Annotated in this window: 27 protein-coding genes and 1 pseudogene; 17 read left to right on the top strand and 11 right to left on the bottom strand. The window is 64.1% G+C overall.

Annotation, left to right across the window (positions count from 1 at the left end; genetic code table 11):
* Positions 1-2: 2 nt before the first annotated feature.
* Together SAZ10_RS17110 and SAZ10_RS17105 are read right to left on the bottom strand one after the other, a co-directional pair.
* Positions 3-941 (bottom strand): IS110 family transposase, encoded by a 939-nt coding sequence (locus SAZ10_RS17110; RefSeq protein ID WP_318610522.1) that lies wholly within the window; start codon positions 939-941, stop codon positions 3-5.
* Between the two features lie 342 nt (positions 942-1,283).
* Positions 1,284-2,255, bottom strand: coding sequence for a LysR family transcriptional regulator (locus SAZ10_RS17105; protein WP_318610521.1), 972 nt, complete (start codon positions 2,253-2,255; stop codon positions 1,284-1,286).
* Between the two features lie 133 nt (positions 2,256-2,388).
* Here SAZ10_RS17105 and SAZ10_RS17100 point away from each other — a divergent pair, with 133 nt between their 5' ends.
* Positions 2,389-2,841 carry a quercetin 2,3-dioxygenase gene (locus tag SAZ10_RS17100; RefSeq protein WP_318610520.1) on the top strand — a complete coding sequence of 151 codons (453 nt, stop codon included), beginning with the start codon at positions 2,389-2,391 and terminating at the stop codon, positions 2,839-2,841.
* Positions 2,842-2,877: 36 nt separating this feature from the next.
* Here SAZ10_RS17100 and ybaK read toward each other — a convergent pair whose 3' ends face one another.
* Both ybaK and SAZ10_RS17090 read right to left on the bottom strand, forming a co-directional pair.
* Complete coding sequence (gene ybaK / locus SAZ10_RS17095; protein ID WP_318610518.1) at positions 2,878-3,351, bottom strand: Cys-tRNA(Pro) deacylase; 474 nt, start codon at positions 3,349-3,351, stop codon at positions 2,878-2,880.
* Between the two features lie 8 nt (positions 3,352-3,359).
* The gene (locus SAZ10_RS17090) at positions 3,360-4,652 is read right to left on the bottom strand and encodes an FAD-binding protein (protein ID WP_318610516.1); all 1,293 of its coding nucleotides are present in this window, start codon (positions 4,650-4,652) and stop codon (positions 3,360-3,362) included.
* Positions 4,653-4,815: 163 nt separating this feature from the next.
* Between SAZ10_RS17090 and kduD the strand changes: the two genes are divergently transcribed.
* The 5 genes from kduD (at position 4,816) to SAZ10_RS17065 (ending at position 7,942) form a co-directional block, all read left to right on the top strand.
* Positions 4,816-5,586 (top strand): 2-dehydro-3-deoxy-D-gluconate 5-dehydrogenase KduD, encoded by a 771-nt coding sequence (gene kduD, locus SAZ10_RS17085; RefSeq protein ID WP_318610515.1) that lies wholly within the window; start codon positions 4,816-4,818, stop codon positions 5,584-5,586.
* A 9-nt stretch (positions 5,587-5,595) separates the two neighbouring features.
* Positions 5,596-5,934, top strand: coding sequence for a cupin domain-containing protein (locus SAZ10_RS17080; RefSeq protein ID WP_318610514.1), 339 nt, complete (start codon positions 5,596-5,598; stop codon positions 5,932-5,934).
* A 171-nt stretch (positions 5,935-6,105) separates the two neighbouring features.
* Positions 6,106-6,507 carry a hypothetical protein gene (locus SAZ10_RS17075; RefSeq protein ID WP_318610513.1) on the top strand — a complete coding sequence of 134 codons (402 nt, stop codon included), beginning with the start codon at positions 6,106-6,108 and terminating at the stop codon, positions 6,505-6,507.
* 51 nt (positions 6,508-6,558) lie between these two features.
* A complete protein-coding gene (locus SAZ10_RS17070) occupies positions 6,559-7,071 on the top strand; it encodes a hypothetical protein (RefSeq protein ID WP_318610512.1) in 513 nt (170 codons plus the stop codon).
* An 88-nt stretch (positions 7,072-7,159) separates the two neighbouring features.
* Positions 7,160-7,942, top strand: a complete 783-nt coding sequence (locus SAZ10_RS17065; protein ID WP_318610510.1) for a hypothetical protein — start codon at positions 7,160-7,162, stop codon at positions 7,940-7,942.
* A gap of 138 nt (positions 7,943-8,080) precedes the next feature.
* On the opposite strand, the gene SAZ10_RS17060 is transcribed toward SAZ10_RS17065, so the two are convergent.
* The 6 genes from SAZ10_RS17060 to SAZ10_RS17035 are packed head-to-tail and all read right to left on the bottom strand — an operon-like array spanning position 8,081 to position 15,477.
* Positions 8,081-8,644: a sarcosine oxidase subunit gamma gene (locus tag SAZ10_RS17060; protein WP_318610509.1), complete on the bottom strand. Its 564-nt coding sequence runs from the start codon at positions 8,642-8,644 to the stop codon at positions 8,081-8,083.
* A complete protein-coding gene (locus tag SAZ10_RS17055; protein ID WP_318610507.1) occupies positions 8,637-11,585 on the bottom strand; it encodes a sarcosine oxidase subunit alpha family protein in 2,949 nt (982 codons plus the stop codon). The genes SAZ10_RS17060 and SAZ10_RS17055 overlap by 8 nt, the downstream gene beginning before the upstream one ends.
* A complete protein-coding gene (locus SAZ10_RS17050) occupies positions 11,582-11,845 on the bottom strand; it encodes a sarcosine oxidase subunit delta (protein WP_318610506.1) in 264 nt (87 codons plus the stop codon). Before SAZ10_RS17050 ends, SAZ10_RS17055 begins: the two co-directional genes overlap by 4 nt.
* Before the next feature lie 12 nt (positions 11,846-11,857).
* Positions 11,858-13,114 (bottom strand): sarcosine oxidase subunit beta family protein, encoded by a 1,257-nt coding sequence (locus SAZ10_RS17045; protein ID WP_318610505.1) that lies wholly within the window; start codon positions 13,112-13,114, stop codon positions 11,858-11,860.
* 6 nt (positions 13,115-13,120) lie between these two features.
* Entirely contained in the window at positions 13,121-14,269 is a 1,149-nt protein-coding gene (locus SAZ10_RS17040; RefSeq protein WP_318610504.1) for a Xaa-Pro peptidase family protein, read from the bottom strand.
* 26 nt (positions 14,270-14,295) lie between these two features.
* Positions 14,296-15,477 carry a M24 family metallopeptidase gene (locus tag SAZ10_RS17035; RefSeq protein ID WP_318610503.1) on the bottom strand — a complete coding sequence of 394 codons (1,182 nt, stop codon included), beginning with the start codon at positions 15,475-15,477 and terminating at the stop codon, positions 14,296-14,298.
* A 249-nt stretch (positions 15,478-15,726) separates the two neighbouring features.
* Between SAZ10_RS17035 and ehuB the strand changes: the two genes are divergently transcribed.
* From ehuB to SAZ10_RS16980, 11 genes and pseudogenes are all read left to right on the top strand, one after another.
* A complete protein-coding gene (gene ehuB, locus SAZ10_RS17030; protein WP_318610502.1) occupies positions 15,727-16,596 on the top strand; it encodes an ectoine/hydroxyectoine ABC transporter substrate-binding protein EhuB in 870 nt (289 codons plus the stop codon).
* A 54-nt stretch (positions 16,597-16,650) separates the two neighbouring features.
* Positions 16,651-17,379: an ectoine/hydroxyectoine ABC transporter permease subunit EhuC gene (gene ehuC / locus SAZ10_RS17025; protein ID WP_318610501.1), complete on the top strand. Its 729-nt coding sequence runs from the start codon at positions 16,651-16,653 to the stop codon at positions 17,377-17,379.
* A complete protein-coding gene (gene ehuD, locus SAZ10_RS17020) occupies positions 17,376-18,035 on the top strand; it encodes an ectoine/hydroxyectoine ABC transporter permease subunit EhuD (protein ID WP_318610500.1) in 660 nt (219 codons plus the stop codon). The genes ehuC and ehuD overlap by 4 nt, the downstream gene beginning before the upstream one ends.
* A complete protein-coding gene (gene ehuA, locus SAZ10_RS17015) occupies positions 18,032-18,811 on the top strand; it encodes an ectoine/hydroxyectoine ABC transporter ATP-binding protein EhuA (protein WP_318610499.1) in 780 nt (259 codons plus the stop codon). The genes ehuD and ehuA overlap by 4 nt, the downstream gene beginning before the upstream one ends.
* Positions 18,808-19,530: a GntR family transcriptional regulator gene (locus SAZ10_RS17010; protein ID WP_318610498.1), complete on the top strand. Its 723-nt coding sequence runs from the start codon at positions 18,808-18,810 to the stop codon at positions 19,528-19,530. Before ehuA ends, SAZ10_RS17010 begins: the two co-directional genes overlap by 4 nt.
* A 335-nt stretch (positions 19,531-19,865) precedes the next feature.
* Complete coding sequence (locus SAZ10_RS17005; RefSeq protein WP_318610497.1) at positions 19,866-20,633, top strand: hypothetical protein; 768 nt, start codon at positions 19,866-19,868, stop codon at positions 20,631-20,633.
* 157 nt (positions 20,634-20,790) lie between these two features.
* Positions 20,791-21,045 carry a hypothetical protein gene (locus SAZ10_RS17000; RefSeq protein ID WP_318610496.1) on the top strand — a complete coding sequence of 85 codons (255 nt, stop codon included), beginning with the start codon at positions 20,791-20,793 and terminating at the stop codon, positions 21,043-21,045.
* Positions 21,042-21,491 carry a PIN domain-containing protein gene (locus tag SAZ10_RS16995; RefSeq protein ID WP_318610495.1) on the top strand — a complete coding sequence of 150 codons (450 nt, stop codon included), beginning with the start codon at positions 21,042-21,044 and terminating at the stop codon, positions 21,489-21,491. Before SAZ10_RS17000 ends, SAZ10_RS16995 begins: the two co-directional genes overlap by 4 nt.
* Before the next feature lie 114 nt (positions 21,492-21,605).
* Positions 21,606-22,988: a cytochrome c gene (locus SAZ10_RS16990; protein ID WP_318610494.1), complete on the top strand. Its 1,383-nt coding sequence runs from the start codon at positions 21,606-21,608 to the stop codon at positions 22,986-22,988.
* A gap of 2 nt (positions 22,989-22,990) precedes the next feature.
* A complete protein-coding gene (locus SAZ10_RS16985) occupies positions 22,991-23,485 on the top strand; it encodes a (2Fe-2S)-binding protein (RefSeq protein ID WP_318610493.1) in 495 nt (164 codons plus the stop codon).
* Positions 23,485-25,709, top strand: a pseudogene (locus SAZ10_RS16980) (molybdopterin cofactor-binding domain-containing protein). The gene SAZ10_RS16985 and the pseudogene SAZ10_RS16980 overlap by 1 nt, the downstream one beginning before the upstream one ends.
* Positions 25,710-25,796: 87 nt before the next feature.
* On the opposite strand, the gene SAZ10_RS16975 reads toward SAZ10_RS16980, so the two are convergent.
* On the bottom strand, positions 25,797-26,318 hold the full coding sequence (locus SAZ10_RS16975; protein ID WP_318610492.1) for a helix-turn-helix domain-containing protein: 522 nt from the start codon (positions 26,316-26,318) through the stop codon (positions 25,797-25,799).
* Positions 26,319-26,398: the final 80 nt, after the last annotated feature.

Genomic DNA, 26,398 nt, shown 5'->3' with positions numbered 1-26,398 from the left:
TGTCAAGTTGCATTAGCGAACTCGATGCGCGCATCGCGTGCTTTTGCATTGAGGATGACGAGCAGCTTGCGGGCGAGCGCGATGCGGATGACCATCTTCTCTTTGCCTGCCGCCTGCAACCGCTGATAGAAGGCCGCCATGTGCGGATCGTAGCGGGCGACGGTCCGGGCGACCACGAACAGCACCGCGCGTGGTCCCGTGCGCCCGCCGCGCACCGGTCGGCGGCCGCTGCGCTTGCCGCTGTCGTTGGCGATCGGCGCCAGGCCTGCCAGCTTGGCGATGGCCTTGTTGGAGAGGATGCCGATCTCGGGCAGCTCCGCCATCAGCCGTGCCACGGTGCGGTCGGCAACGCCCTTGAGCGAGCGGAAGGCCTGGTCGAGGCGTGCCCACAGCGGATCGTCGTCGATCAGCGAGGCGATCTCGCCCTCGAGCCGACGCTGCTGGCGCTTCAAGAGCGCGATAACCTCGTCGAGGCTGGCCACGGTCTCGGCGTCGCCAGCCGCGCACCTGCGCTGCTTGTTGACGGTGAGATCGCCGCTCACCTGGGAAAGCCGGACGACCAGCGCCTTGAGCCGCATCTGCGCCGCGCTCGGCGGCGGGGTCGGCTTGACCTTCTTGGTCGCGCCGAAGCGGGCGATCATGGTGGCATCGATTCTGTCGGTCTTCTCCGGGAAGCCCATCGCCTCGGCGAAGTGGCGCACATTGCGTGCGTTGACGATGGCGCAGGGCTGGCCCGCTTCCCACAGCAGCAGAAACGGCAGTCGCTCATAGCTGCCCGACGCCTCCATGACGACGAGCTCGACGCCCGCGGCCCGACAGAAGCCGGCGAGATCGGCGATGCCTGCCGCGTCGTTGCGGAAGCGGCTCGCCGCCCCGCTCGGCTCGACATGCGCGTCGAGCCACTCTTTCGAAACATCCACTCCACAGATGCTGTTGTTCACGATAACCTGCCTTGTGCGTGCGATTGGAGCCAAGCGACTATTCGGTCGTACGTGACGAAGGCGAAGATCCCATGCTCATCGACGGTTGTAGCCGAAGGGGCGTCGGGCGACTTCGCCAAGCCTCGAACCGGATGGCCATCCGGTTCGAGGCTCAGTCGCTTCCATCGCACAGAAACCTTTCCGCGCAGATACAAGGGGCAGCGCCAACGGTCAAAATAGTTCATTGCAGGCGTCAACCTGAGAGCAGAAGGCTTTAGTTGCTGCAAGTCCCGCTTTCGCAACTGCAACCAGACTTCCGCTTGCCTGAAATCATTCAGTAACATCGCCGTTCGACGATCCTGCTCAGGCGCCTCGGAGCTCTTCCTCGCTGAGCGGATGCTTCACTTCATCGAGGGGCTCGAGCGTCGAAAGGATCTGTTCGCGCATCCAGCGATGCTCGGCTGAGGCGGTGTTGCGGCGGTGCCAGTAGAGGAACTGCCTCGCGAGCGGCAGGTCGTGCGGCAGCCGATAGCAGGCGATGCCAAGTCGGCTCGCAAGAGAGGTTGCAAACCGCGAGGGCAGGACCCCGATCAGTCCGCTCTGCGCGATGGCGCGGGCGACGCCGTAGAAGGTCGGCACGGTAAGCGCCACGTGCCGGCTGCGGCCGAGCTTGGCAAGGGCGGCATCTTCCATTCCCTGCAGGTTGCCTTGCGGCGAGAACAGCACATGCGGGACGTCGCAAAGCAGGTCGAGCGGGACGACGTCACCAGGCCGAAGTCCGGCCCGCTGGAACCGCGGGTGCTGGCGTGCTGCGACCGCCAGGAAGGAAGAGTGGATCGCCGCGGTCTGGATGACCCAATCGGGGCCGGAGAGGGTCGGATAAATCCCCATGTCGACGATGCCCTCTCCGATCTCCCGAAAGAGAATTTCTTGCGGGCCGTAGACGAGCTGAAACCGCATCAGAGGCGCGACATGGGCGATCGTGTCGATCAGCCTGGGGATGAGCAATTCCGAGTAGTAGTCGGTCGCGAATACTTTGAAGACGCGCCGCGACGTCTTGGGGTCGAAATCGTCCGGTCCCCTGAGCGATGCCTCGAGGTCGTCGAGCACGCGCCTGAGAGGTGCTGCGAGGCTTTCGGCGTATGCCGTAGGCACCATGGCGTTGCCCTGCCGCACGAACAGCGGGTCTCCGAGGGACCGGCGCAGCCGACTGAGCCCTGCGCTGACCGCCGGCTGGCTCAGCCGCAGGCGCTCGCTCACGCGCGTGGTGCTGCGCTCGCGCAGCATCGCGTCGAGAACCCTGAGCAGATTGAGATCGAGATTTTGGAAATTCATCCCCGTGATAGTAGCTATTCCACAAAGCAATTTCCGCCGAGCCCACGATAATGGCAATAGTCGCGGCACGCCACCGGCCGGCGGCCCATCGACAGCCGATCAGACGATCGGCTCAACAATGGGGATATCTGCGATGAACAAGCACGTGACCGTTTCTCCGGGTGAGACCGTGTCCTGGCAGGCCTCGACCTACAAGGTCCTTTTGACCGCCGACATGAGCGGCGGGCAGATGGGGGTCTTCGAGGCGGTTGCCGCGCCTGATTCCGGGCCGCCGCGCCACGTCCACCAGCGCGAGGACGAAACTTTCTACATCCTGTCGGGAGAGGCGATCTTCTGGCTGGATGGGGAGACCCGCACGGTCGGGCCTGGCGACGTCGTCTTCGCGCCGCGCGGAAAGCCGCACACCTTCCATGTGATCGGTCCCAATCCGGCCCGCTGGGTCACCATTCTCACGCCCGGCGGTAGCGAGGCCTTTTTCCTTGAGATGGCCGCGGGAAACTACCGAATACCTCAGGACATCTCCGAGGTTGCTCGCATTGCTGCGCGCTACGATCTCGAATTCGTCGGCCCGCCTCTTAAGCGTTGAGTTCGGCATGACGCTTGCTGCGCAACACCGCGGGCCTCACGCGACCACCGGCGCCACAACGGCATCAAGCAGGGCGACGACGTCCTGCGGCTTCAGCCGCACCTGCAGTCCGCGTTGGCCGCCATTGATGTAGACCTCGTCCTGCGCGAGCGCCTGGACCTCGATCGCCGTCGGAACCTTGCGCATCTGTCCGAACGGGCTGATGCCGCCGACCTTGTAGCCGGAAAGCCGCTCGGCATCGGCGGGCTTCATCATCTCGGCCGACTTTCCATCGAATGCGGCCGCGAGTTTCTTCATCGACACCTCGCGGTCGGAAGGCACGATCACGCAGACCGGCTTGCCGTCGACCCGCGCCATCAGCGTCTTGAGCAGGCGCTCCGGCGGCTCGCCCAGTGCTTCGGCAGCCTGGAGGCCGATGCTCTCGGCGTCGGGGTCATAGTCATAGGCGTGGACAGTGAAGGCAATGCCTGCCTGCTCCAGCATTTTCGTGGCGCGCGTCGCCTTGGACATCGATGCCCTCAGAAAATGTTGCGCTCGACAAACGCGTTGCGGAATTTGCCCTGCGGATCGTGCTTTTGGAGCAGCCTTCGAAAATCCGCCAGTCTCGGATAGTGAGCCCGTATTTTCTCCGGCGCCATCGTGAACATCTTTCCCCAGTGCGGGCGTGGTTGAAGTGGTGCAAGCGCCTCTTCAAGAGCCGGCAATAGCACCTTCAGCGCCGGCCAATCCTGCTTGAAGGAGAAATGGAATGCCACGCATGGCGCCTGATAGCAGGGGCTCATCCATAGATCGTCGGCCGCGATCGTCCGTATTTCACTCATGAGCAGCAGAGGCGCGAGCCAATCGCCATGCTTTTTCAGCGTCCGGATCGCTGCGACGGCATTTTCCCTCGGCACGAAATACTCGACCTGGAGCTCGTCGCCGCTTGCCGGAGTGAATCCCATCCGGAAATGCGGAAGCCGATCATAAGCCGGGCCGACAATCCCCATCTGCTCCGTACAATTGACCGCATCCAGTCCAGCGATTGGATGCAGCTTCACAGTCGCCGGCTGCGCGCCGAAAAGAGAATCCCTGGCCGCGAACGTCCCGTCCGGCGCCACGGCGCTCTTGGTCCAAACCTGCTCGACCGCGTCGGCCTGCCAAGCCGTGAACACGCTGACGCTGTAGCCGCTCGACATGATCTCGTCGAAACGGTTTTCCAGCGCCGCCCACGGCAACCCGCAAAAGACATCCTGGCGGATATGGAAGGTTGGCTGCAGGTCGAGCGTCAGCCTGGTCACGACGCCGAGCGCCCCGAGATTGACCACCGCGCCGGCGAAACTGTCGCCGTCCGGCTCACGTGACAGCCTGACGAGGTCGCCCTTGCCGTCGATGAACTCTATTGCCGCGACCGCGACGGCAAGGTTGCCCTGCGCTCCCGAACCATGCGTTGCGGTCGCGCAGGCGCCGGCGATCGAGATGTGCGGCAGGGAGGCGGTATTGTGAAGCGCATATCCATGTTCGTGCAGATTTGGCCCTATCTCGCCGTAGCGGATGCCGCCCTCGACGGTCACCTGGCGCCTCGTCCTGTCCAGGAAGAGCACGCGATTGAGTCGTTCCAGCGAAAGCTGGACACCCGTCGTGTCGGCGATGTCGTTGAAGCAATGGCGCGAGCCGACGACGCGCACCTTGTCCGCGGTCCTCACTGCCAGTTGCGCTTCCTCGACCGTGCTTGGCACCAGAAAGCGCTCGGCACCGTAGATGAGGTTTCCCGCCCAATTGGTGCGCGGGCTTGTCGCTTTTGCTGGGGAATATGTGCTCACGTCTGACATCTACGGTCTCTCAGCGGACGCAGCCGCGTTGGAAGACTTTGCAAGTCGAAGCGCTGGCAAAGTCGCCGTGCACTCCAGTCGTTGCACGCCCAGATAGTCAAGATCGCATCTGCATGGAATGTCGACTATATCGGCGTGAACCTTTCGCCATGGAGCAGCTGCTTTGAGCGATCTTTCCGCATTCAGCCTTGCGGGCAAGCGCATTCTGGTTACCGGCGCCAACACAGGCATCGGCCAGGGAATTGCAGTTGCCGCTGCGCGCGCCGGTGCTGCGATCGTCGCGGTAGGCCGCTCTTCTATGGACGAGACGGCGAATCAGGTCGAGGCCGCCGCTGGCGGCGCTGCGTTCAGTCCAGTGATGTGCGACCTCGCCGATCACAAGGCGGCGCAGGAGATGCTGGACGCGGCCTGGATATCCGGCGGGCCGATCGACGGCCTCGTCAACAATGCCGGCATCATCCGTCGCGCCGATGCCGTCGATTTCCCCGAGACCGACTGGGATGAGGTGGTGGACCTCAATCTCAAGACCACCTTCTTTCTCAGCCAGGCCTTCGCGCGGCACGTGGTCGCTGCCGGCCGGCCTTGCCGGATCGTCAACATCGCCTCGGTGCTGAGCTTCCAGGGTGGAATCCGGGTCGCCTCCTACACCGCCTCGAAGCACGGCGTGCTCGGCCTCACACGCCTGCTTGCCTGCGAGTGGGCGGCGAAGGGCATCAACGTCAACGCGATTGCGCCGGGCTACATCGTCACCAACAACACTACCGCGCTACGACAAGACGAGGAGCGCAGCGCCTCCATCCTCTCCCGCATCCCCGCCGGCCGCTGGGGTGAGCCGGGCGACATTGGCGATGCCGCCGTCTTCCTGCTCGCGCCTGCCTCCCGCTACATGCATGGCGCGACTATTCCCGTGGATGGCGGCTGGCTCGCAAGATGAGGAACCGAGATGACTGAAACGAAGCTTTTCGCACTTGCCGGTGAGGGCGAATGGACGACGACCCCTGACGGCAACCGTCGCCGCGTCGTGCTCCACACCGGCGAGCTGATGATGGTCGAATTCGCCTTCGAAAAAGGCGCAGTCGGTGCCCTGCATTCGCACCCGCATGTACAGGCGAGCTATGTGCTCGAGGGCCTGTTCGAGGTGACGATCGACGGCAGGGTTCAGACGATAGCTGCCGGCGGCGCCTTCATCGTGCCGTCCAACCTGGTCCACGGCGTGAAGGCGCTGGAGGCCGGCCGGCTGGTCGACACGTTCACGCCGAAGAGAGCGGATTTCCTGGCTTGAACCGATGATACGACGGTGCTCCTAGCACCAGTCCGCTATCGAGAGCCTCGACGAACTGATTGACTACCAGATCGTTCAATTCACGAGGAAAGGCGAAGCGCTGGAGCAGGACGAACGACTCCACTCCAACTCGTCCCGCCCTATCTAGATGGCGCAGCATGGAGATCCCTCATGCGCCGCCTCTTGCCTCTCATCGCAATCGCCGCCTGCCTTCTCGCTTTCGCGGCCGAAGCTGCGGAGCGCCAGGTCTACGACGTGCCGCGGGGCGCGCACCCCCATGACGTCGCGCCGGCACCTGACGGACATATCTGGTACACGGCCCAGGCGCAGGGGGCGCTGGGCATTCTCGACCCCGCGACGAGCAAGCTTCGCCAGGTGCCGCTCGGCGAGGGCTCCAGCCCGCACGGCGTCATTCAGGGTCCGGACGGTGCGGCCTGGATCACCGATGGCGGGCTCAACGCCATCGTGCGCTTCGATCCGAAGAGCGAGGCAATCAAGACCTGGCCGCTCCCTCAGGACGCCAGAGACGCCGATCTCAACACCGCGGCTTTCGACCGAGACGGCATTCTCTAGTTTACCGGGCAGGGCGGAATCTACGGAAGGCTCGACCCGGCGAAGGGCGAGGTGAAGACCTTCCAGGCCCCGAAGGGACCCGGACCTTACGGGATCACCGCAACTCCCGGTGGAGACATCTACTTCGTGTCGCTCGCCGGCAGCTATCTCGCCAAGATCGACCGCAAGAGCGGAGAGGCACGCGTGATCGAGCCTTCGACCCCCGACCAGGGAGCGCGCCGCGTGTGGTCGGACAGTCGGGGACGGCTCTGGATCTCCGAGTGGAACTCGGGACAGGTCTCAGTTTACGACCCCCATGACGGAAGCTGGAAGAGCTGGCGATTGCCCGGCGATGCTCCTCGTGCCTATGCGGTCTACGTCGACGAGCGCGACATTGTCTGGCTCTCAGATTTCGGCGCCGATGCCGTGTACGCCTTCGACCCGAAGACCGGAAAGTTCACCGCCTATCCCAACTCCACGGAAAACGCCGATGTCCGCCAGATCAACGGCCGCAAGGGAGAGGTCTGGCTGCCCGAATCCGGGGCAGACCGGCTACTCGTGATCCGCACCGGCTCGGCGGAGTGATGCGCGCCAAGAGGTTCTGCAAATCACCGCAGCGCCAACCAAAAACCAGAAGGCCCTGCGGGGCCCGGATGCTGGTCCGTGGCGGGTCATGAATCCGGATTTGCCTCGCATCGGAATACTGGCCGAAGAAGGCTGCGCCGTCTTTTCCTGGGCATCGACACGTTCGGCCATTGCTGCTTCCGGCGCTGAGATGCTCTTCCTCATCGAGCGCCCGACCAATCGCTACAGGCGCCGGTTGCGTGACCTGCCGGCGCGAGCGGCCTGGAGGCTGCTCCTGAATGCGGAGTGCCTGTTGGCCGGCCAGCGCCAGCCTCCGTTTGATCCCGGGCAGGTGATGCTGCTGGCATGCCGCTTCAAAGGGCACTTCAAGGATTTCTCCGACGAGGAGATCGCCAGGATCAAGGCGGCGGATATCGATCTGATCATCCGGCTCGGCGGCCGCGGCATCTATCGGGGTGCGATGCTGACGGCGGCGCGTCACGGGATTATCTCGATCCATCACGGCGACAATCGCGCCTTCCGCGGTGGGCCGCCGGGGTTTTGGGAGATCGTCGAGGGCGCACCTCGATCCGGCTACATCGTGCAGCGCCTGACCAGCACGCTCGACGGCGGAGAGGTTCTGGCGCGCGGCGACGTGGTTACGGCCGGCTATATCGGGTTGAACCGCAAGAACCTGTTTGCAGCCGCCGATGAAGCGCTGTGTGGGGTCGTCGAGCACTTCATCGCCCATCGTCGCCTGCCCGATCCGGAGCCGCCGCTGCACGAACTCGGGCCCATCTACAAGATGCCAAACCTGCGCGCGCTGGGGCGCTATTGCTGGAAAGTTTGGATGCGGGGCGAGCGTCGCAATGCCAGAGGAGACAATGTTTGATCGTTGGCGCCGCCCCTCATCGCCCTGCCGGGCACTTCTCCCCGTAAACGGGGAGAAGGACGCCGGCCGCGATGACGGCGCTTGTTCTGCAGCGTTGGCGATTGGCGAAACACAAGCGGCAGTCGTCCCTCTCCCCGTTCACGGGGAGAGGATGCCGGCAGGCAGGTGAGGGGCAGCGCCTACGATCAAACCTTGGCCGGTCACGAAAGGCGCGGCGACCTCCGCCACCCACTCCCCCAAACTCTGCGCAAAGCTGCGCGGCACCAGCAGATCACACGCATCCTCCGCCGTCCGCATCACCACCACCGGCACATGATGGAAGCTGGTCTGGACGGCGCGCCCGGGCTTCGCCTCCTCGGCCTGCCAGTCGATCGCCACGCATGCCCTCAGGATGTCGAAAGTGTGCGGACCGCTCAGCCTGAGCCGCAGCCGGCCCTCGCTGAGCCACAGCTGGCTCCCCAGCTCCGGCTCGATCGAACAGGACAGGCGGGCCTTTTCATTGGCCACTAGCCAGAACCGGCGCGGCGCAACGCGGATAATTGCCCAGCCGCCCAAGGACTCGGTTTCGCCGACAGCAGCCGGCAGCTTGGCGCCGAGTTGCCGGGACAGCTCCGCCTCGAATGCCGGCAGCGTTTTGTCCCATGCCTCGACCTGAAGGATGGTGCAGGGCTCGATCGGCAGGTAGCAATGCGTGTCAGCCAAGGAGCCGCTCTCCTTTCGGATCGAGAAACACCGGCGAGACGACGCGGGCGCGTACTGTTTCGGCCTTGATCGGATGCACGGCGATGATCTCGTTCCCTTCGCTCGCTGCACCGCCGGCGAGAAGAGCGAGGCCTACATAGCGGCCAAGCTCCGGACTGAACGTGATCGAAGTCACCCGGCCGCGACCGTGGCCCTCCATCTTTTCGTCCGGCTGGAAGAGGATCGCGCCGCCGCGCAGGCGCTTTCCTTCTTCGATGCATTCGAGCCCGACGAGACGTTGGCGGTCAGGAGCTTCAAAGGCGGGACGACGGCTCAGCACCTCGCCGACATACCCGGAGCGTTTCGCAACCATACGGCCGAGCCCGAGGTCGTTGAGCGTGGTGCGGCCGTCGATCTCGGGACCTGCAACGTGCCCCCTTTCGACGCGCAGCGCGCCGAGCGCCTCGACGCCGTAAGGCTTGAGGCCAAACGGCGCGCCGGCCTCGACGAGGCGGCGCCAGACGGCCTCGCCAGCGCTTGCGCCGACATAGACCTCGTAGGCGCGCTCGCCGGAGTAGCTGAGGCGAATGATGCGCAGCGCCCGGCCGTCGAACTCGCTCTCCGAGAGCCCCATGTGGGGCAGGGCGTCATTAGACACATCGAGATCCGGAAAAGCCGCAGCCAGGATTTCCCTGCTCCTCGGACCCGCGACCGACATCGCCGCCCATTCGTCGGTCACCGAGGTCACGGCGACGCGCAGGTCCGGCCAGACCGTGTCGAGCAGGAATTCAAGGCGCGACATCACGTCGGCGGCCTTGGCCGTCGAGGTGGTCATGAAGAAGCGGTGTTCCGCGAGCCGCGTCGTGGTTCCGTCGTCGAAGACGATGCCGTCGTCGCGCAGCATCACGCCGTAGCGGGCACGGCCGACAGGCTGCTTGGCGAAGCCATTTGCATAGACGCGGTCAAGGAAGATGGCCGCGTCGGGGCCCTGCACGTCGATCTTGCCGAGCGTGGAGATGTCCATCAATCCGGCTGTCGTGCGCACGGTCCGCATTTCTGCGACATAGGCCTCGCTCACGTCGCGGCCCGACGCGCGGTAGTAAAAGGGGCGCATCCATAGGCCGACTTCCAGCATCTCGGCGCCGTTCGCGACATGCCAATCATTGATCGGCGTGCGGCGAACCGGCTTGAAGTGATGGCCGACCGCGCGGCCGGCCAGCGCCCCGATCGCGACCGGCGTATAGGGCGGGCGGAAGGTCGTGGTGCCCGTGGCTGGAATTGTCGCGTTGCGGAGCGCACCCATCGCCGAAAGAGCGGCGAAGTTGCTGGTCTTGCCCTGGTCGCTTCCCATGCCCAGCGTGGTGTAGCGCTTCAGATGCTCGACGGATTCGTAGCCTTCGCGATGGGCGAGTGCGATGTCGGCCGTGGTGACATCCATCTGGAAGTCGACGAAGGCCTTTCCGCGGCCGAAGGAAGAGGGTTGCCTGAATGGCGCCGCAGCGGTCTCGCCGAGATCCAGCGGGGCAGGGGCGGGTACTGCCACCGACTTGCCACAGTATGATGCGGCCTCGATGCCGGCGCGGTGGCCTTGCTCGATAGCGTCTTTCGTTGCCGAGCCGCCCATCATCGAACCGGCACCGAACTGGCCCGCCGGAAGCTTGCCGGGAACGAATCCGTCGATGGCGTCGCGATAGACAGGCTTGACGCCGAGTTGCGAGGTAAGGTGGACCGTCGGCGACCAGCCGCCGGAAACGCAGACCAGATCGCAGGCAATCTCGGTTTCCTTTCCCGACCCGGTAAGCCTTGCTGCCTTGACCGCATGGCCGCCCTTCAGACCGGCGATCTGCGTGCCCGTGCGGCCCGCAATGCCGAGACGCGCAGCTTCCGCCTGCAGCCCCGGTGCCGGTTCTGCGCGCAGGTCCGCGACCTCGACCTCGGCTCCCGCGGCGGCAAGATCGAACGCCGTGCGCCAGCCGCCATCATTCGTCGTGGCGACGACGACCTTCCGTCCCGGCAGGACTGCGAAGCGGTTGAGATACGTCCGGGCCGCCGAGGCAAGCATCACGCCGGGCCGGTCGTTGTTCGGGAACACCAAGGGCCGCTCGATCGCCCCGGCCGCAAAGACGATGGCACGGCTGCGAAGAATGGTGAGGGCCTGCCGCGCGCCGCCATTGGCACCCTGGTCGGCGCACCGTTCGACCAGCCCCAGCACATTGCCGTCATAGACGCCGAACGCGGCCGTTCGTGTCATGGTCGTGACGTTCCCGAGCCCTTGCAACTCGGCCTCGATCTCTCTCAGCCACGCTGCTGCCGCACTCTCGGGCCGCTCCCCGAGAAGCTGCCCACCGAGCAGGAAATCCTGCTCGATCAGCGTCACGCGCGCGCCGGCTTTGGCCGCCGCGCAAGCTGCCGACAATCCGGCCGGCCCGGCGCCGACTACCGCCACATCGGCAAAGGCGTGGCGAACCTCGTAGTGATCCGGGTCCGGCTCGATACCCGCCTTTCCGAGGCCCGCCGCCTTGCGGATGAAATGCTCGTAGAACATCCAGGCGCGCCGGGTCGGGCCCATGAAGGTCTTGTAGTAGAAACCGGCAGTCAGAAATGGCGCGAACAGGCTGTTCACACCCTGCAGGTCGAATGCCAGCGACGGCCAGCGGTTCTGGCTTTCGGCCACCAGGCCGTCCGACAACTCCAGTGTCGTGGCCGCCAGGTTCGGCTCGCGACGACTACCCATGCCGGCCGTGACCAGCGCGTTCGGCTCCTCCGGGCCGGCTGAGAAGATGCCGCGCGGCCGATGATATTTGAAGCTGCGGCCGGTAAGCGTGACGCCGTTGGCGAGCAGCGCCGAGGCGAGCGTGTCGCCGCGATATCCAGCCAAGGAGCGGCCGTCGAACTTGAATTCGAATGGCTGCGAACGATCGATACGCCCGCCCGACGCCAGCCGTCTCACCTGAGAGCTCATGCCGATCTCCTGGCAAGGACGACGGATGAGATGGCGTGGTTGCGCGTATCGCGTTCGACGACCAGCCACTGCCGGCAACCCATCACATGCTGCCAGAATTCGCGGTGCGGGCCGGCAGGGTTCTTGCGGACGTAGACATAGCGATACCAGGCCTCCGGGTCGGGATCGTCATGTGCCGGCCGGACAACGGAGGCGTCGCCGCCATAGCGGAACTCGTCATGGTCGCGCGGGCCGCAGCATGGGCATTCGATACGCAGCATCGGTCGCGCTCCCTATTGCAGCCAGGCGAATGGGCCGGCGCCGGCCTCGTCGATCATGCTGCCGGCGCGGAAGCGGTCGAGGCCGTAGCGAGCGACCAGCGGATGCGGCTTCCCGGTCGCGATCGTGTGCGCAAAGCACCAGCCGGAGGCCGGTGTTGCCTTGAAGCCGCCGTAGCACCAGCCGCCGTTGAGATAGAGGCCCTCGATCGGGGTCGGGCAGATGATCGGGCTGGCATCAGGCGTCATGTCCATGACGCCGCCCCAGTGGCGCAGGATGCGCAGTCGCGACATGGAGGGCATCAGCGCGATGGCTGCTTCCGCTACCTCACGGACCACACCGAGGTTTCCCCGCTGGGCATAGGAATTGTAGCCGTCGAGATTGCCGCCGAAGACCAGCCCGCCCTTGTCGGACTGGCTGACGTAGAAATGGTCCGCCCCGTAGGCGACGACATGATCGACCAGCGGCTTCAGCGGCTCGGTGACGAAGGCCTGCAGCACATGGCTTTCGATCGGGAGTTCGAGACCTGCCTTGCTGCCGAGCACCGACGTGTGGCCGGCAACGGCCATGCCGGTCTTGCCGGCGCCGATCCGGCCCTTGGTCGTCTCCACGCCGACGATCCGCTCCCCGTCTCGAATGAAGCCGGTCACCTCGCAATTCTGGATGATGGCGACGCCATGGCCATCGGCCGCACGCGCATAGCCCCAGGCAACGGCATCGTGGCGGGCGGTGCCTGCGCGGCCTTGGAAGATGGCGCCGTGGATCGGGAATCGCGCGGTCTCAGAGAAGTCGAGATAGGGGGTGAGCCGGCGAACATCCTCACGATCGAGGATATCGGCATCGATGCCGTTCAGGCGCATGATGTTGGCGCGATGCGCAAAGACGTCGAGCTGGTCGGCGGAGTGGGCGGTCACGAGCTGGCCGCGCTGCGAGAACATCACGTTGAAGTTCAGCGCCTGCGTCATGCCCTCCCAGAGCTTCATCGAGAATTCGTAGAACTGGGTGTTGCCGTCGAGCAGGTAGTTCGAGCGGATGACGGTGGTGTTGCGGCCGACATTGCCGCCGCCGATATAGCCTTTCTCGATCACGGCGACGTTGCGGATGCCGTGGTTCTCGGCGAGGTAGAAGGCGGTCGCAAGGCCGTGCCCGCCGCCGCCGATGATGACCACATCGTAGGAGGGCTTGGGCTCCGCAGCGCGCCAGGCGCGCGGCCAGTTCTTGTGGCCGCTGAGCGCATTGCGGAAGAGCGTGAATGCGGAGTAGCGCGCCATGAGGGGTTAGCGAACGATCGGACCGGTCGGCGTGCGCGTCAGTACTTCAGCACCCGTCTCGGTGAGGAGCACGGTGTTCGAGATGAAGTCGTCGCCGCGGCCCGTGCCCATCAGCCATGACAGAATGTGGAAGCTCATCCCGGTCTCGATCGGGAGATCGGAATCGTGCCGCAACCCCGTTACGGAGTTGCCGCCGGTCCAGGACGGCGGCTGGCCGACCCCGACGCAATAGCCGCAATGGTGCCGGCGATAATGCGACAGGCCGGCCTCGTCGACGACGCCCTGCCAGGCAGCATAGACGTCGCGCGCTTTCGCACCTGGCCGAATTGCCCCAACGACGGCGTCGAAGGCTTTCGCCGTCACCTCGGCCATTCTCGCATCCTCTTGCCTGATGCTGCCGATGCGGACGAGCCGCCCGAGCGGCGCGTGGTAGCGCGAGATGCAGCCTGCGAGTTCCAGGAAGACAGGTTCGCCGTTGCGATAGACGCCGGAACCCCAGGTCGTGTGCTCTTCGCCGAGACGGGCGGACGGGCGGATGAACGGGCCGAAGCCCGGCACATGACCGCCGGCCCGAACCATCGCCGCCATGGCTTGTGCAACGACTTCCTGCTCGGATGCGCCATCTGAAATCGCCGCGATCGCGGCTTGGGCAGTGGCGTCCGTCACCTCAGCGGCCTGTCGCATGAGCGCCTGTTCCTCGGCGCTCTTCACCAGCCGCATCTTGTCCACCAGCCCGGAGACATCGCTCCATCTGGCGGCGACCTGAGCCTCGAGCTTCAAGGCGAGGCCATGGCTCAGCCCGGATGTCCAGTATTCGAGGCCGATCCGCTCCCCCGACAGGCCGAGCTCCACGATAACGCGTGCGGCGAGGTCGGCCGCGGTTTCGCTATCGGTATGGCCGCGGAACTCCGCCGCCTTAACCTGCTTCTCGATGGTCACCTTCTCCATCGCGCGCGTGACGAGGACGGGCTTTCTTTCGAGCGGAACGATCAAAAGGTGCGGCGCGAAATAGCCCCAGTGGTCGAGCCCCGTGAGATAGAAGATGTTCTCGGGCGAGGCGAATATCGCGGTGTCGAGCTCGCGCTCTGCCATCGACGCCCGGACCTTCGAAAGGCGTGCGGCGATCTCGGCTTCGGAAAACGGATTGCGCTCCATCAGGCGGCCTCGTTGTGTGGGTTCGTTCAGTCGATGACGATGAGCTTGCGCGCCACGTCGCACAGGCGCTCGCCGCCCCTATCGGTGATGACGAAGGATTCCGAAATGGCGACGCCATAGGCATCGAGCCAGACGCCGGCCATGAAGTGGAAGCACATGCCGGGCTCGAGCACGGTGGTGTCGCCCGGCCTGAGACTCGCTGTGCGTTCGCCCCAATCGGGCGGATAGGCGAGGCCGACGGGATAGCCGACGCGGCTTTCTTTCTTGAGGCCGTTCCCCCTGAGCACGGCCTGCCACGCGGCTTCGACCTGCTCGCAGGTGTTGCCGGGCTTCGCCATTTCGAGGCCGGCATCGACGGCTTCGACGATTGCCTTGGCCATATCGAGGATTGCGTCGGGCGGCTTGCCGAAATGGACGGTCCTGGTTAGCGCGGCGTGATAGCGCTTCCTGACGCCGGCAATCTCCAGGATAGCGAGGCCGCTGTCGGGCAAGGGCTCGTCGGACCAGGTGAGATGCGGCGTGCTGGTGCCTTCGCCGACCGGCATCAGGGGGCAGATCGCGGTGTAGTCGCCGCCGGTGCCGGGCAGGCCCATGATCTGCGCATGATAAATCTCGGCGATGACATGGTTCTGTGGGACGCCGGGCCGCATCTTTTCGATGGCGCGGTTCATGGCATGACTGCAGATCTCGCCGGCCTCGCGGATCAGCGCCAGCTCCGCATCGGACTTCACCAGGCGGGCCCAGTTCACCAGGTCATGGTTATTGGCGAAGCGCGCGTCCGGCAGGCCCGCGACGAGATGGGCGTGGCAGCGCGCAGCATAATAGTGCGCGTCCATCTCGACGCCGATCCGCGACTTTCCCCAGCCGCGCATGCGGATGAGTTCGGCTAGCTCATCATAGGGATGCTCGACCGGCTGCTGGACCAAGCGTTCGGAGAAAGGAACGATGTTGCGATCGGGCAGGCCGGTTGTCATCCCAGCGCTCTTCGCGTCCTGGGCCCTGCCGAACCAAATCGGCCGCTCCTCGTCGAGGTGAACAAGCACGCATTGCGGCACATAGAAGGACCAGCCGTCATAGCCGGTCAGCCAGCACATATTGGCCGGGTCCTGGCAGATGATGACGTCGAAACCGGCCTTCTGCATGCGCTGCTTCACGCCTGCGAGGCGGCTTGCATATTCGGCTTCCGTGAATGCCCTCGGACCGCTCACATCTCTCCCCGGGATGCCGTCATCTTCCCCAACGCGAGTGTTCCGCAACGTCATGCACTCGCTTACTAATTGTGCACAACTAACCTGCGATTGCGTCATCCAACGTCGCATATCGGTCGGATTTCTGGTGGTATTACATCCTGTCTTGCGAGATGTCCAGGGGAGTTGTATACGTCTTATCGAACCTGGTGAACACGTCTCACGAACGGTCGATCCGGGTAAGGCAAACGCAAGGCCAAAGGGGAACTCATGGACAAGTTAACGATATCTCGCCGTATGGTTGTGAAGGCTGGTGCCGCCCTGGTGCTTGCCGTGACTTCATTCGCATCGCTCCCGGCGCATGCTGAATCGACGCTCGAGCGCGCCAAGGCGCAGGGCTACATCCGCGTCGGTTTCGCCAACGAGGCGCCGTTCGGTTATGCCACTCCCGACGGGAAGCTGACCGGCGAGGCGCCGGAAGTCGCCAAGGCGGTGCTCGCCAAGATGGGCATCCAACAGGTCGACGGCGTGCTCACCGAGTTCGGTTCGCTCATTCCGGGCCTGAAGGCCGGCCGTTTCGACATCATCGCTGCCGGCATGTTCATCAATCCAAAGCGCTGCGCCGAGATCAACTTCTCGGAGCCTTCCTACGGCATCGGCCAGGCCATGCTGGTGACAAAGGGCAATCCGAAGGGCATCAAGGATTATTCGAGCATCAAGGACAATCCTGATCTCAAGCTCGCCGTGATGGCCGGCGCCGTCGAGGCTGGCTATGCGAAGGACGCCGGCATTGGCGAGGGCCAGCTCGTAATTCTGCCTGATCAGTCGAGCCTGGTCGCCGCAGTGCAGTCCGGCCGCGCCGATGCCGCCTCACTGACGGCGCTTTCGATCGCCGATATGGCCAAGAAGGCCGATGGCGTCGAATCGACCAAGCCGTTCGGCGAGGTCGCCGGGAAGTCGGTGAAGGGCCATGGCGGCTTCGGCTTCCGCAAGGAAGACACCGATCTTCAGGAAGCATTCAACGCCGAGCTCAAGAAATTCATCGGCTCGCCCGAGCACATCGCGTTGGTCGAGCAGTTCGGCTTCGGGAAGGACTACCTGCCGAACAAGACGACGGCCGACCTGTGCGCCGGTAAATAGGATCCCAGCTGATGGGCGGCGCGAAAGTGCCGCCCTCTTTTTCTGGAGAAGCAGATGGGGATCGGCACGCTCGTTGCCATGCTGATCGCTGCCGTCGCGGCTGTCGCGCTCTTGGCGACGCAGCAGGCGTACAGCATTTTCTTGCCAGGTTTGCTCCAGGGGGCGGTGCTCACGCTGGAAATCGCCGCCCTCGGCAGCATCCTTGCGGTGGTCATGGGCGTGCTCGCCGCGCTCGCCCGTCTCTACGGTGCGCTCCCGCTCAGATGGCTCGCCACGGCCTATGTAGAAATTTTCCGAGGCACCTCGGCGCTGGTGCAGCTCTTCTGGCTGTTTTTCGTGCTGCCGGAGTTCGGCATCCTGCTCGACGCCTTCACGGTCGCGGTCCTGGCTCTCGGATTGAACGTCGGCGCCTACGGGTCGGAATGCGTGCGCGGCGCGATCCAGTCCGTTCCGCGCGGGCAATGGGAGGCGTCGACGGCGCTGAATATGAGCCAGGCCCAGATGCTGCGCCGGATCATCCTGCCGCAGGCATTCGTGGCGATGATCCCGCCCTGGGGCAACCTCTTCATCGAATTGCTGAAATCGACCGCGCTGGTCTCGTTGATCACGCTTTCCGACCTCGCCTTCAAGGCGCAGCAGATGAACCAGAGCACGTTCAAGACGGTGCCCATCTTCACGATGGTGCTGCTGATCTACCTCGCCATGTCGCTCATGCTCACCATCGGCATGCGGTTGCTGGAAAAGCGGGCGTCGGTCGGTCTCGCTCGTGGGAGGGCGGTATGATCTGGGATTGGAGTTTTGTCCTGGAGATACTGCCTACCCTCGCGCGCGCCGCGATCGTCACCATCGAGGCGACGCTGCTGGGATTTGTCATCGCCGCTTCGCTCGGACTCGTGCTGGCGGTTATCCGCATCGCCGTGCCATGGACAAGCTGGCCGATCTCGGTGCTGGTTGAGCTGATCCGCTCGACGCCGCTTCTCATCCAGATATTCTTCCTCTATTTCGTCTTCCCGAAATTCGGTGTCGTGCTTGATGCTTTCACGGCCGGCGTGCTGGCGATCGGCCTCCACTATGCAGCCTATTGCTCGGAGGTTTATCGCGCCGGCTTCGACAATATTCCTCGCGGCCAGTGGGAGGCCTCGATCGCCCTCAACCTCTCACCATTGACCACGTTCCGCGACATCATCATCCCGCAGGCTATCCCGCCGGTCGTGCCTGCTCTCGGCAACTATCTCGTCGCGCTGTTCAAGGAGACGCCGCTGCTTTCCGCCATCGCTGTTCTGGAAATGATGCAGACGGCCAAGATCATCGGCTCGGAGACGTTCCGCTATACGGAGCCGATGACGCTCGTCGGGCTGTTCTTCCTGGCAATGAGCCTGGTCTCGGCCGCAATGATCCGGGCAGTCGAACGCCTGCTCAACCGGAGAACCATCCGATGAAGGTAGAACCCATGGTCCGTTTCGATAACGTATCGAAGCGCTACGGCGCGCTCACCGTTCTCGACGGGCTCAATCTCGACATCGCCCGCGGCGAAAAGGTCTCCATCATCGGCCCTTCGGGTTCCGGCAAGACCACTGTGCTGCGCATGCTCATGACGCTGGAGAAGATCAACGACGGCGTCATCTGGGTCGAAGGCGAGCCGCTCACGCACATGAAGAAGAACGGAACGCTCGTCCCGGCAGACCTCGGCCATATCCGCCGTGTGCGCGCCAAGATCGGCATGGTCTTCCAGTCGTTCAACCTGTTCCCGCACATGACGGCCCTGCAGAACTGCATCGAGGCGCCGATGACGGTGCTCGGCATGAAGCGCAAGGACGCGGAGGAGCGAGCGGCCCAACTGCTCGACATGGTCGGGCTTTCGGAGAAGAAGGGGCATTATCCCTCGCAGCTTTCCGGCGGCCAGCAGCAGCGTGTCGCCATCGCCCGCGCCTGTGCCATGCGCCCCAAGATCATGCTGTTCGACGAGGTGACCTCGGCGCTCGATCCCGAGCTTGTCGGTGAAGTGCTGCAGGTGATCAGGCAGCTCGGGCGCGAGCACGACCTGACGATGCTCATGGTCACGCACCAGATGGGCTTCGCCAAGGAGTTCTCGGATCGGGTTTGCTTCTTCTATGGCGGCAAGATCTGCGAGCAGGGACCTCCGAACGAGCTGTTCGGTTCCCCCAAGAACGACCGGACGCGTCAGTTCCTGCGCGCCGTCCTGGAGGCAGGATGAGCTTTGATGAGGACGCTGTGCCGGATGCGGCGCAGCCCCAGCCGCGCCCGCCGTCGGCCCGTGAACGCTTCGAGCGCATTTACCTCATACTGCGCGACCGGATCTGTCTGCTCGACTATCCGCCGGGAACCCATCTCTCCGAGGAGGAGCTGGCCAAGGAATTCGAGATCAGCCGCACGCCCGTCCGCCGTGTACTGGCGCGGCTCGAAGCCGAGGGTCTGGTCCAGTCCGTTCATGGCGTCGGCACCATAGTCACCGATGTCGACGTCGAGGAACTGCAGCAGGTCTATCACCTGCGGCTGGAATTGGCGGAACTGGTCGGCAAGCTTTCGCCGATCCCGCGCACGGTCGAGGATCTCGACCGCATCCGCGCTCTGATCAAGCGCTGCGACGCCGATATGCTCAATCCGGATCAGCGTGCGTTCCTGCGCCTCAACATGGACTTCTTCTACGAGCTCACCGCGATGACCGGAAACCAGCCGCTGCGCGAGATCACCGAGCGCCTCTACTTCCAAGTCGCGCGCGTCGTGCTGAAGATGATGCCGCAACTAGGCCTTGTGGAGGAATTCACCGCCTTCCGCCGCGAGATGATGGAGGTACTTGCTGCCGCCGAGATCGGTGATTGGGAATCGATCGGCCACATCAGGAGAGCTCATATCTCGATGAGCTTTCGGCGCATGATGCTGCATCGGAACTCAGGATTGAGCGGCTCTCCGTAGAGGGGACAGCGGAAAAATAGCGCCCTACGTTGCCCCCCTCCGTCCTGCCGGACATCTCCCCCACAAGGGGGAGATGGGACTGCCGATTGGATTTCGCCGATCGCCTGCGTTTGAGATTGGCGAAACCCTCGAAGACTGCCAATCTCCCCCCTTGTGCGGGAGATGTCCGGCAGGACAGAGGGGGGCGCTGTCCCGCCGACCTATCCTCAACTACCCCCACCGCCTCGCCGGCCGAAAGGTACCGGCGTGTCCATTCAGCAGTTTACGCACGCTATCCGCGACTTCCGCAGGCGAAAACGGTAGATTGCGGTCTATTCGTGGGGGAAATCAAGGCCATGTACAAGATCGAAACACCCGAAATTTCGGGCGAGTTTGCACGCTGTTGGCAGGCTGCCGGGCAGCACATTCAGGCGCAGGCGCAGGGACCGATAAGCTGGCTCAAGGCGACGCTCACGCCGCCCTATCTGGAGCACTTGTCCTTCCGCCTCGGCAATCAGCTTTTCTTCGTTCGGATCGAGGATGTGGATGACGAGCTTGATGTGCCCGGCAGCCGAAGGGGGCTCGCGCGCATCGCCGAAGGCTGCAACGGACACGCCTGCGTCATGCCGATGCGCAGTCACGCCGGCAAATGGACAACCGAAGCATCCGGCTGGGGACTGCTGAGCGCTCTCACCGAGTTGCCGGTCGATCCGGTCGCGCTCGTGAGCGATGAACGCATCGAGATGACGGATTGGGAGGTCCACGATGCCGCCGTCCAGGTCGTGCGGGAACATTTGACAGGGGCCGGAAAGGAACTGATGTCGTGGAGCGGCAACCCCGAAATCGAGCCCTCGGTCTGGTTCGTCGGCGACAGCGAGCCGGAATGGGTCGTTGTGCGGGCGGTGCGGTACCCGGCCCCGGCGGCGGGCCCGCCGGCAGATTGGGAGCGCATCGCCGAATCCTGTGCATCGCTTGGGAAGGTCGGGTACTTCGCGTCGGTGGCGTTCGCGAGCGCCGATGATGCCTTCGACCCCGACTACATCATTCCGCCCGAACCGCTTTGGCGAGGGCACGCCATGCGTGTACGATTCGATGGCCTTGTCCGCGGGCCGGTGCTAACCTGAGTTCGGACATTCCAGAATTGGGAAATCGCTCAGGCTGGAGATCGTGACGGGTCAATACAACCGTACCCACCTGTCAGCTGAGGGCAAGTCGTGTGCCTTAACCAAGCGCATCATTGTGCGCTATATGTGTTGTTACACAAATGCGGGGTAAGGGCCCATGCAAACCGTCAGCGCTACGGAGTTGGCACGGAACACGCGCGAGATTCTGGACATGGTCGCGGGCAGAGGCGAAGTTGTGATGGTTGAACGCAACCACACGGTAATCGCCCGGATTGCCCCGCCCGAGCGCGTCATGACTGCGACCCAGGCGCTCGCCGGGTTACAACCTGTCATGACGGCGGCACAGGCCGCCGCTTGGCGCAAGGAAAGTCGTGGAGCGTTCGACGAAGCGATACGCGATCCCTGGGAGTGATTTTCGATAGCTGTATCTGGCTTGGGCTCGCCGCTGGCCAAGTTGATCAGCAAGCGGTAATCGCGGCCTCTGGAGAGGCTTCTGTCTTTACGTCGGCGATCAGCTTGGGCGAATTGAGATTCGGGGTAGAGGCCTGCCGCGTTCCCGCCGAGCGTGCAGTGCGCGCTGCTTATTTGCGGCAGGTAGAGAGCAGGCCAGTACTGGGCGTCACGAAGCATACGGCCGCCGCCTTTGGCGTGCTCGCTGCAGCCGCCAAGCAGGCCGGACCTTCGCCCCGGCCACGCTATAACCATCTGTGGATCGCGGCCCAGGCGATCGAGCACGGCTACAAATTGCTGACAGTCAACGCCGATGACTTTTTGGTTTGCCGGGATTGCGGCTTTGACAGTCGCGCACACAGCTCGAAAGTGACGGACAACCCCGTCAGCCCCCTTCGGGCGAAATAGAGATCCCGCGGTTTGCCTGGATGGCTGACCACCACACAACTAACGGTTGACGGCCTGACAGCCGGAACGAATACGCCCGCGGGTCGTTCCCGTGCCTGACGATCCCGGAAGCAAATGCGCGGCAAAAAAATCTTCGCGGTTCTCATCGCCATCGTCGTCGTTGCGGCCGCGGCTTTTGGTGCGCTGGCCTGGCGCCGGGAGATCCCGGCCCAGCAGATCGCTACGAACTTCGATCCGACCTTGATCGCGCACGGCAGGGCACTCGCCGCATTGGGAAATTGTATCGCGTGCCACACCGTTCCCGGCGGCAAGGCCTTCGCCGGGGGGCTTGCGGTCCCGACGCCGTTCGGCACGATATACTCGACCAATATCACGCCAGACCCGGAAACGGGGATCGGCACCTGGACGGAGGCTGCATTCGGTCGCGCCATGCGCGAGGGTGTCGATCGGAAGGGGCGGCATCTTTATCCGGCGTTTCCCTACGATCACTTCACGCTGGTGACGGACGAGGACAATAGCGCCCTCTATGCCTTCCTCATGACCCGCGAGCCTGTGAAATCCGAGCCGCGAGCCAACGAGCTTGTCTTCCCGCTACAGTTCCGACCGTTCGTTGCAGCCTGGAAGCTGCTCTTCCTCAGTTCGGGCCCGTTCCAACCGGATCTCTCCAGGGACGAGACATGGAATCGCGGCGCCTACCTCGCCCGCGGGCTGGGCCATTGCGGCGCCTGCCACACGCCCCGCAATCGTCTCGGCGCCGAAGACAAAGCGAGGCGCTTTTCCGGCGGCGAGGCGGAAGGCTGGCAGGCCTACGCAATCGATCAGAGCTCGCACACACCTATCCCGTGGGACAGGGAGTCGATGGCCTTCTACCTGCGCCATGGCTGGCACGAGCTGCACGGTGTCTCGCGGGGGCCGATGGCGGAAGTGACCGGAAATTTGTCGGCCCTGCCCGACAGCGACATCGATGCGATCGCCGCATATGTGGTTGACGGGATGGGCGCCCCCGACGCGGAGCGCAAAGCGGCCGCGGACCGTCTGCGCCGGGAAATAGGTGCCGGCCGCGGCGCTTCTTCCACAGAGAACGGCACCCAGGTCTCGGCCGCGCCGCACGAGGACATGCCGGGCGCAGCCATCTATGCGGCTGCCTGCGCGACCTGTCACGAGAGCGGGCGCCCACCTCCTTATGGCGGACTGGACTTCCGCCTGAGCACGGCTGTCAATGCGCCCAACCCGCAGAACATCATCAACGTCACGCTTTTCGGCTTGCCGCCGGCCGACGGCGAAGCCAGCCCGGTTATGCCTTCCTTTGCCGGCGCACTCAGCGATCATCAAATTGCCGATCTCCTCGCCTATATGCGTGCGCGGTTTTCCGGTCGTGAGCCCTGGCAGGGCGTCGCCGAGATGGCAAGGAGAACCCGCAGCGGCGAATACAAGGTCCTCGTGCGGCCGGCCGAGGGCATCGAAAGGGCCCCGGTCAATGTAGGTGCGGAGGACTGATCATGAGCCTGACACTCGAGATCAATGGCGCAGCACATGAGGTCGATGCGGATCCGGCAACGCCGCTCCTCTACGTGCTGCGCGACGATCTCAAGCTGAATGCCGCCAAATATGGCTGCGGGCTTGGACAATGCGGCTCGTGCACGGTGATCGTGGACGGAGAGGCGGTGCTGTCCTGTGTGACGCCGATTCTGGCTCTCGCAGGCCGCAAGATCACGACGCTCGAAGGTCTGGGCACGCTCGACGCGCCGGCGCCGATCCAGACGGCATTCATGGAGATGCAGGCGGCGCAATGCGGCTATTGCATTCCCGGCATGATGATGCGCGCGCAGGCGCTGCTGCAGAAGAACACCAGCCCGACCGATGCCGATATCCGCGAAGCGCTGCGGACGAATTTGTGCCGATGCGGAACGCATATGCGCATCCTGGCCGCGATCCGCCGCGCCGGCGAGTTGATGAAGTCCGCCGCGGGTCAACTGAAGGACAGGGCAGGCTGATGAACGCCAATCCAAACCTCAGCCGCCGCAGCCTGCTCAAGGCCGGCGGCGCGCTCGTCGTCGCCTTCTCGATCGGCGGCGCCTATGGTCAGGAGTCTGCGCCTCCGGCATCGCCTCAGAAACTGCCCGGCAGTCTGGATGGCGATCGTTTCCTCGATTCCTGGATTCGCATCGACGCGGAAGGGAAGATCACCGTGTTCACCGGCAAGGCGGAACTTGGCCAGGGCATTTGCACGGCGCTGCTGCAATGCGCTGCCGAAGAACTGGATGTTGGACCCGCCGAGATCGAGCTGATTACCGCCGATACCGGCCGCACGCCCAACGAAGGCTTTACCGCCGGCAGCCAGTCCATGCAGAACAGCGGCACCGCCATCCGCAACGCGGCCGCGCAGGTCCGCGAATTGCTGGTTGCGGCGGCTGCGCCACGGCTCGGCGTTGCTGTGGCCGAGCTGAAGGCGCAAGAAAAAGCGATCAAGACCTCCGATGGCCGCTCCGTGAGCTACGGCGAGCTCGCCGCGGGTCTCAACCTGCATGTCGAGGCGAAGCCGAGCTCGGCGCTCAAGCAGCCGGATGCCTTGCGCGTGATCGGCAAGGAGCTTCGCAGGGTCGATATCCCCGGCAAGGTGACCGGCGCCGTCGCCTATGTACAGGACCTCAGGCTCGACGGCATGTTGCATGCGCGCGTCGTTCGGCCCCCGAGCTATGGCGCCAAGCTTGCCGAGCTCGATACCCACCCGATTCAGGCGATGCCGGGCGTTGTCTCGGTGATCCGCGACGGCAATTTCCTCGCCGTCGTGGCCAATAAGGAATATCAGGCGATCGTCGCCATGCGCGCGCTCGCCGCCGCGGCCAAATGGAACGAAACCCAAGCCCTGCCTGACGAGGCCGACCTGCCGAACGTCCTGCAAGGACTGGCGCGCGAGGTCGGAACGGTGGCCGAGGCCGGAAACCCGTCCTTCCGGGGCGAGAGTTTCGAGGCGACCTTCACGCGGCCCTATCAGATTCACGGATCGATCGGCCCTTCCTGTGCTGTTGCGCTGATGGACGAAGCCCGAGGCCTCACCGTCTGGTCCCATACGCAAGGTGTGTTTCCCGATCGCGGCGCGATTGCCGGAATGCTGTCGATGCCGCAGAGCGGGTGCGGGTCATCCATATGGAAGGCTCGGGCTGCTACGGCCACAACGGCGCCGATGATGCGGCTGGCGATGCTGCCCTGATCGCTTCGAAGCTGCCCGGCCGGCCGGTGCGTGTGCAGTGGATGCGCGAGCAGGAACATGCCTGGGAGCCGTTCGGCCCTGCGATGGTGGTGAAAGTGCGGGCCTCAGTCGACAGTGGCAAGATCGACAGCTGGGCGCTCGACGTCTGGAGCAACACGCACTCGACACGACCCGGCGGTGCGGGCGCCCTGATTGCGGCGCGCCACAAGGGGAACCCGGCGACGCCGCAGCCGGCGAAGATGGAGATCACGCCGTCCGGCAATGGCGACCGCAACGCCGATCCGCTCTATACGATCCCGAACAAAAGGGTGCTGTGGCACTTCCTGCCGGACATGCCCGTCCGCGTTTCAGCTCTTCGCTCTCTCGGCGCCTACGCCAACGTATTCGCGATCGAGAGCTCGATCGACGAGCTGGCGCTGAAGGCCAATCGCGACCCGGTAGAGTTCCGGCTGACTCACCTGGACGATCCGCGCGCGCAGGGCGTGGTGAAGCTTGCCGCAGAGAAGTTCGATTGGAGGAAAGGCGATCTGGGCGCCGATCGTGGCAAAGGCTTTGCGTTCGCCCGTTACAAGAACCATGCCGCCTATCTGGCGGTTGCCGTGGAGGTCGGGATCGAGCGGGAAACCGGACGCATCCGCGTTGTGCGCGCCGTCGCGGCGATCGACAGCGGCCAGGCCGTCAACTCGGACGGCATCCGCAACCAGACGCAAGGCGGCATTCTACAGTCGATCAGCTGGACGCTTTACGAGGCGGTGACCTTCGACAGGACACGGATCACGAGCATAGACTGGTCGAGCTATCCGATCCTGCGCTTTGCAAGTGTTCCGGACAGCGTCGACGTGCACGTCATCGACCAGCCTGGCCAGCCTTTCCTGGGAACCGGCGAGGCAGCACAAGGCCCGACTTCGGCGGCGGTAAGCAACGCCGTTCGCAACGCGATCGGCAAACGGCTCTTCGACCTGCCGCTTACACGTGAGCGCGTCAGCGCGGCGCTGAACGCAATATGATCATGTGTTCGCGCATCACAACCGCAGGCCAGGATAGGTGCGGAGATGGATCCTCGTCCATGAGGCCGAAATGGTTGCCGCAATCCGTCAATCTCGCGCGTTTCGCGTGAGGTCCTTTACCTTGGTTCGACCAACGGCTTTGCGTCCGGGCAGTTCAGATTTTTCGTCGACCTTCCGGACGCGCGTGTCAGTCCAGCGGAGCACGCGCCCATCCCTCGACCGAAGTTCCAGCCGAGCGACAGGCTCGCTCTTTGCGGTATCCACAAGCAGCGAGTGACGCTCGCCTTCCCGATATAAATGACCTTCCCCCCATTGGCGAAGCGCGACGAGAACAAGGAACAGGCTGCGGCCCCGCTCCGTCAGGACGTAATCCCGATAGGCGCTCCCGTCCGAGGCCGGCTCCGTCGTGAGCACGCCGCGCTCGACAAGATCGCGGAGTCGCGTTGACAACATTCCCTTGGCGATGCCCAGTCCCGACTGGAAGTCGCTAAAGCGCCGCACACCGTCGAAGGCGTCGCGGATGATCAGCAACGACCACCAGTCGCCGATGACATCCAAAGCGCGAGCGACTGGGCAATCCGCGTCTGCCAAACTGATCCGCTTCGCCACCGGGCGTCCTCCAACCTACCATCGCAAAACTGGTTCTAAAATAGAACTAGACTTGGTGAAACGCAAGTGGTCTCAATATA

Origin of the sequence: Mesorhizobium sp. BAC0120, assembly GCF_033542235.1 — a bacterium.
Taxonomy (GTDB): Bacteria; Pseudomonadota; Alphaproteobacteria; order Rhizobiales; family Rhizobiaceae; genus JAWRCU01.
Note: the sequence above shows the minus strand (reverse complement) of the source record. Positions and strands in the feature narration are given on the sequence as shown.

Excerpts from the sequence above, each read along its gene's own strand:
- SAZ10_RS17105 (WP_318610521.1), bottom strand. The coding sequence starts at position 2,255 with ATGAATTTCCAAAATCTCGATCTCAATCTGCTCAGGGTTCTCGACGCG.
- SAZ10_RS17100 (WP_318610520.1), top strand. The coding sequence starts at position 2,389 with ATGAACAAGCACGTGACCGTTTCTCCGGGTGAGACCGTGTCCTGGCAG.
- ybaK (WP_318610518.1), bottom strand. The coding sequence starts at position 3,351 with ATGTCCAAGGCGACGCGCGCCACGAAAATGCTGGAGCAGGCAGGCATT.
- SAZ10_RS17090 (WP_318610516.1), bottom strand. The coding sequence starts at position 4,652 with ATGTCAGACGTGAGCACATATTCCCCAGCAAAAGCGACAAGCCCGCGC.
- SAZ10_RS17080 (WP_318610514.1), top strand. The coding sequence starts at position 5,596 with ATGACTGAAACGAAGCTTTTCGCACTTGCCGGTGAGGGCGAATGGACG.
- SAZ10_RS17075 (WP_318610513.1), top strand. The coding sequence starts at position 6,106 with ATGCGCCGCCTCTTGCCTCTCATCGCAATCGCCGCCTGCCTTCTCGCT.
- SAZ10_RS17065 (WP_318610510.1), top strand. The coding sequence starts at position 7,160 with ATGAATCCGGATTTGCCTCGCATCGGAATACTGGCCGAAGAAGGCTGC.
- SAZ10_RS17055 (WP_318610507.1), bottom strand. The coding sequence starts at position 11,585 with ATGAGCTCTCAGGTGAGACGGCTGGCGTCGGGCGGGCGTATCGATCGT.
- SAZ10_RS17050 (WP_318610506.1), bottom strand. The coding sequence starts at position 11,845 with ATGCTGCGTATCGAATGCCCATGCTGCGGCCCGCGCGACCATGACGAG.
- SAZ10_RS17045 (WP_318610505.1), bottom strand. The coding sequence starts at position 13,114 with ATGGCGCGCTACTCCGCATTCACGCTCTTCCGCAATGCGCTCAGCGGC.
- SAZ10_RS17040 (WP_318610504.1), bottom strand. The coding sequence starts at position 14,269 with ATGGAGCGCAATCCGTTTTCCGAAGCCGAGATCGCCGCACGCCTTTCG.
- ehuB (WP_318610502.1), top strand. The coding sequence starts at position 15,727 with ATGGACAAGTTAACGATATCTCGCCGTATGGTTGTGAAGGCTGGTGCC.
- ehuC (WP_318610501.1), top strand. The coding sequence starts at position 16,651 with ATGGGGATCGGCACGCTCGTTGCCATGCTGATCGCTGCCGTCGCGGCT.
- ehuD (WP_318610500.1), top strand. The coding sequence starts at position 17,376 with ATGATCTGGGATTGGAGTTTTGTCCTGGAGATACTGCCTACCCTCGCG.
- ehuA (WP_318610499.1), top strand. The coding sequence starts at position 18,032 with ATGAAGGTAGAACCCATGGTCCGTTTCGATAACGTATCGAAGCGCTAC.
- SAZ10_RS17010 (WP_318610498.1), top strand. The coding sequence starts at position 18,808 with ATGAGCTTTGATGAGGACGCTGTGCCGGATGCGGCGCAGCCCCAGCCG.
- SAZ10_RS17005 (WP_318610497.1), top strand. The coding sequence starts at position 19,866 with ATGTACAAGATCGAAACACCCGAAATTTCGGGCGAGTTTGCACGCTGT.
- SAZ10_RS17000 (WP_318610496.1), top strand. The coding sequence starts at position 20,791 with ATGCAAACCGTCAGCGCTACGGAGTTGGCACGGAACACGCGCGAGATT.
- SAZ10_RS16990 (WP_318610494.1), top strand. The coding sequence starts at position 21,606 with ATGCGCGGCAAAAAAATCTTCGCGGTTCTCATCGCCATCGTCGTCGTT.
- SAZ10_RS16985 (WP_318610493.1), top strand. The coding sequence starts at position 22,991 with ATGAGCCTGACACTCGAGATCAATGGCGCAGCACATGAGGTCGATGCG.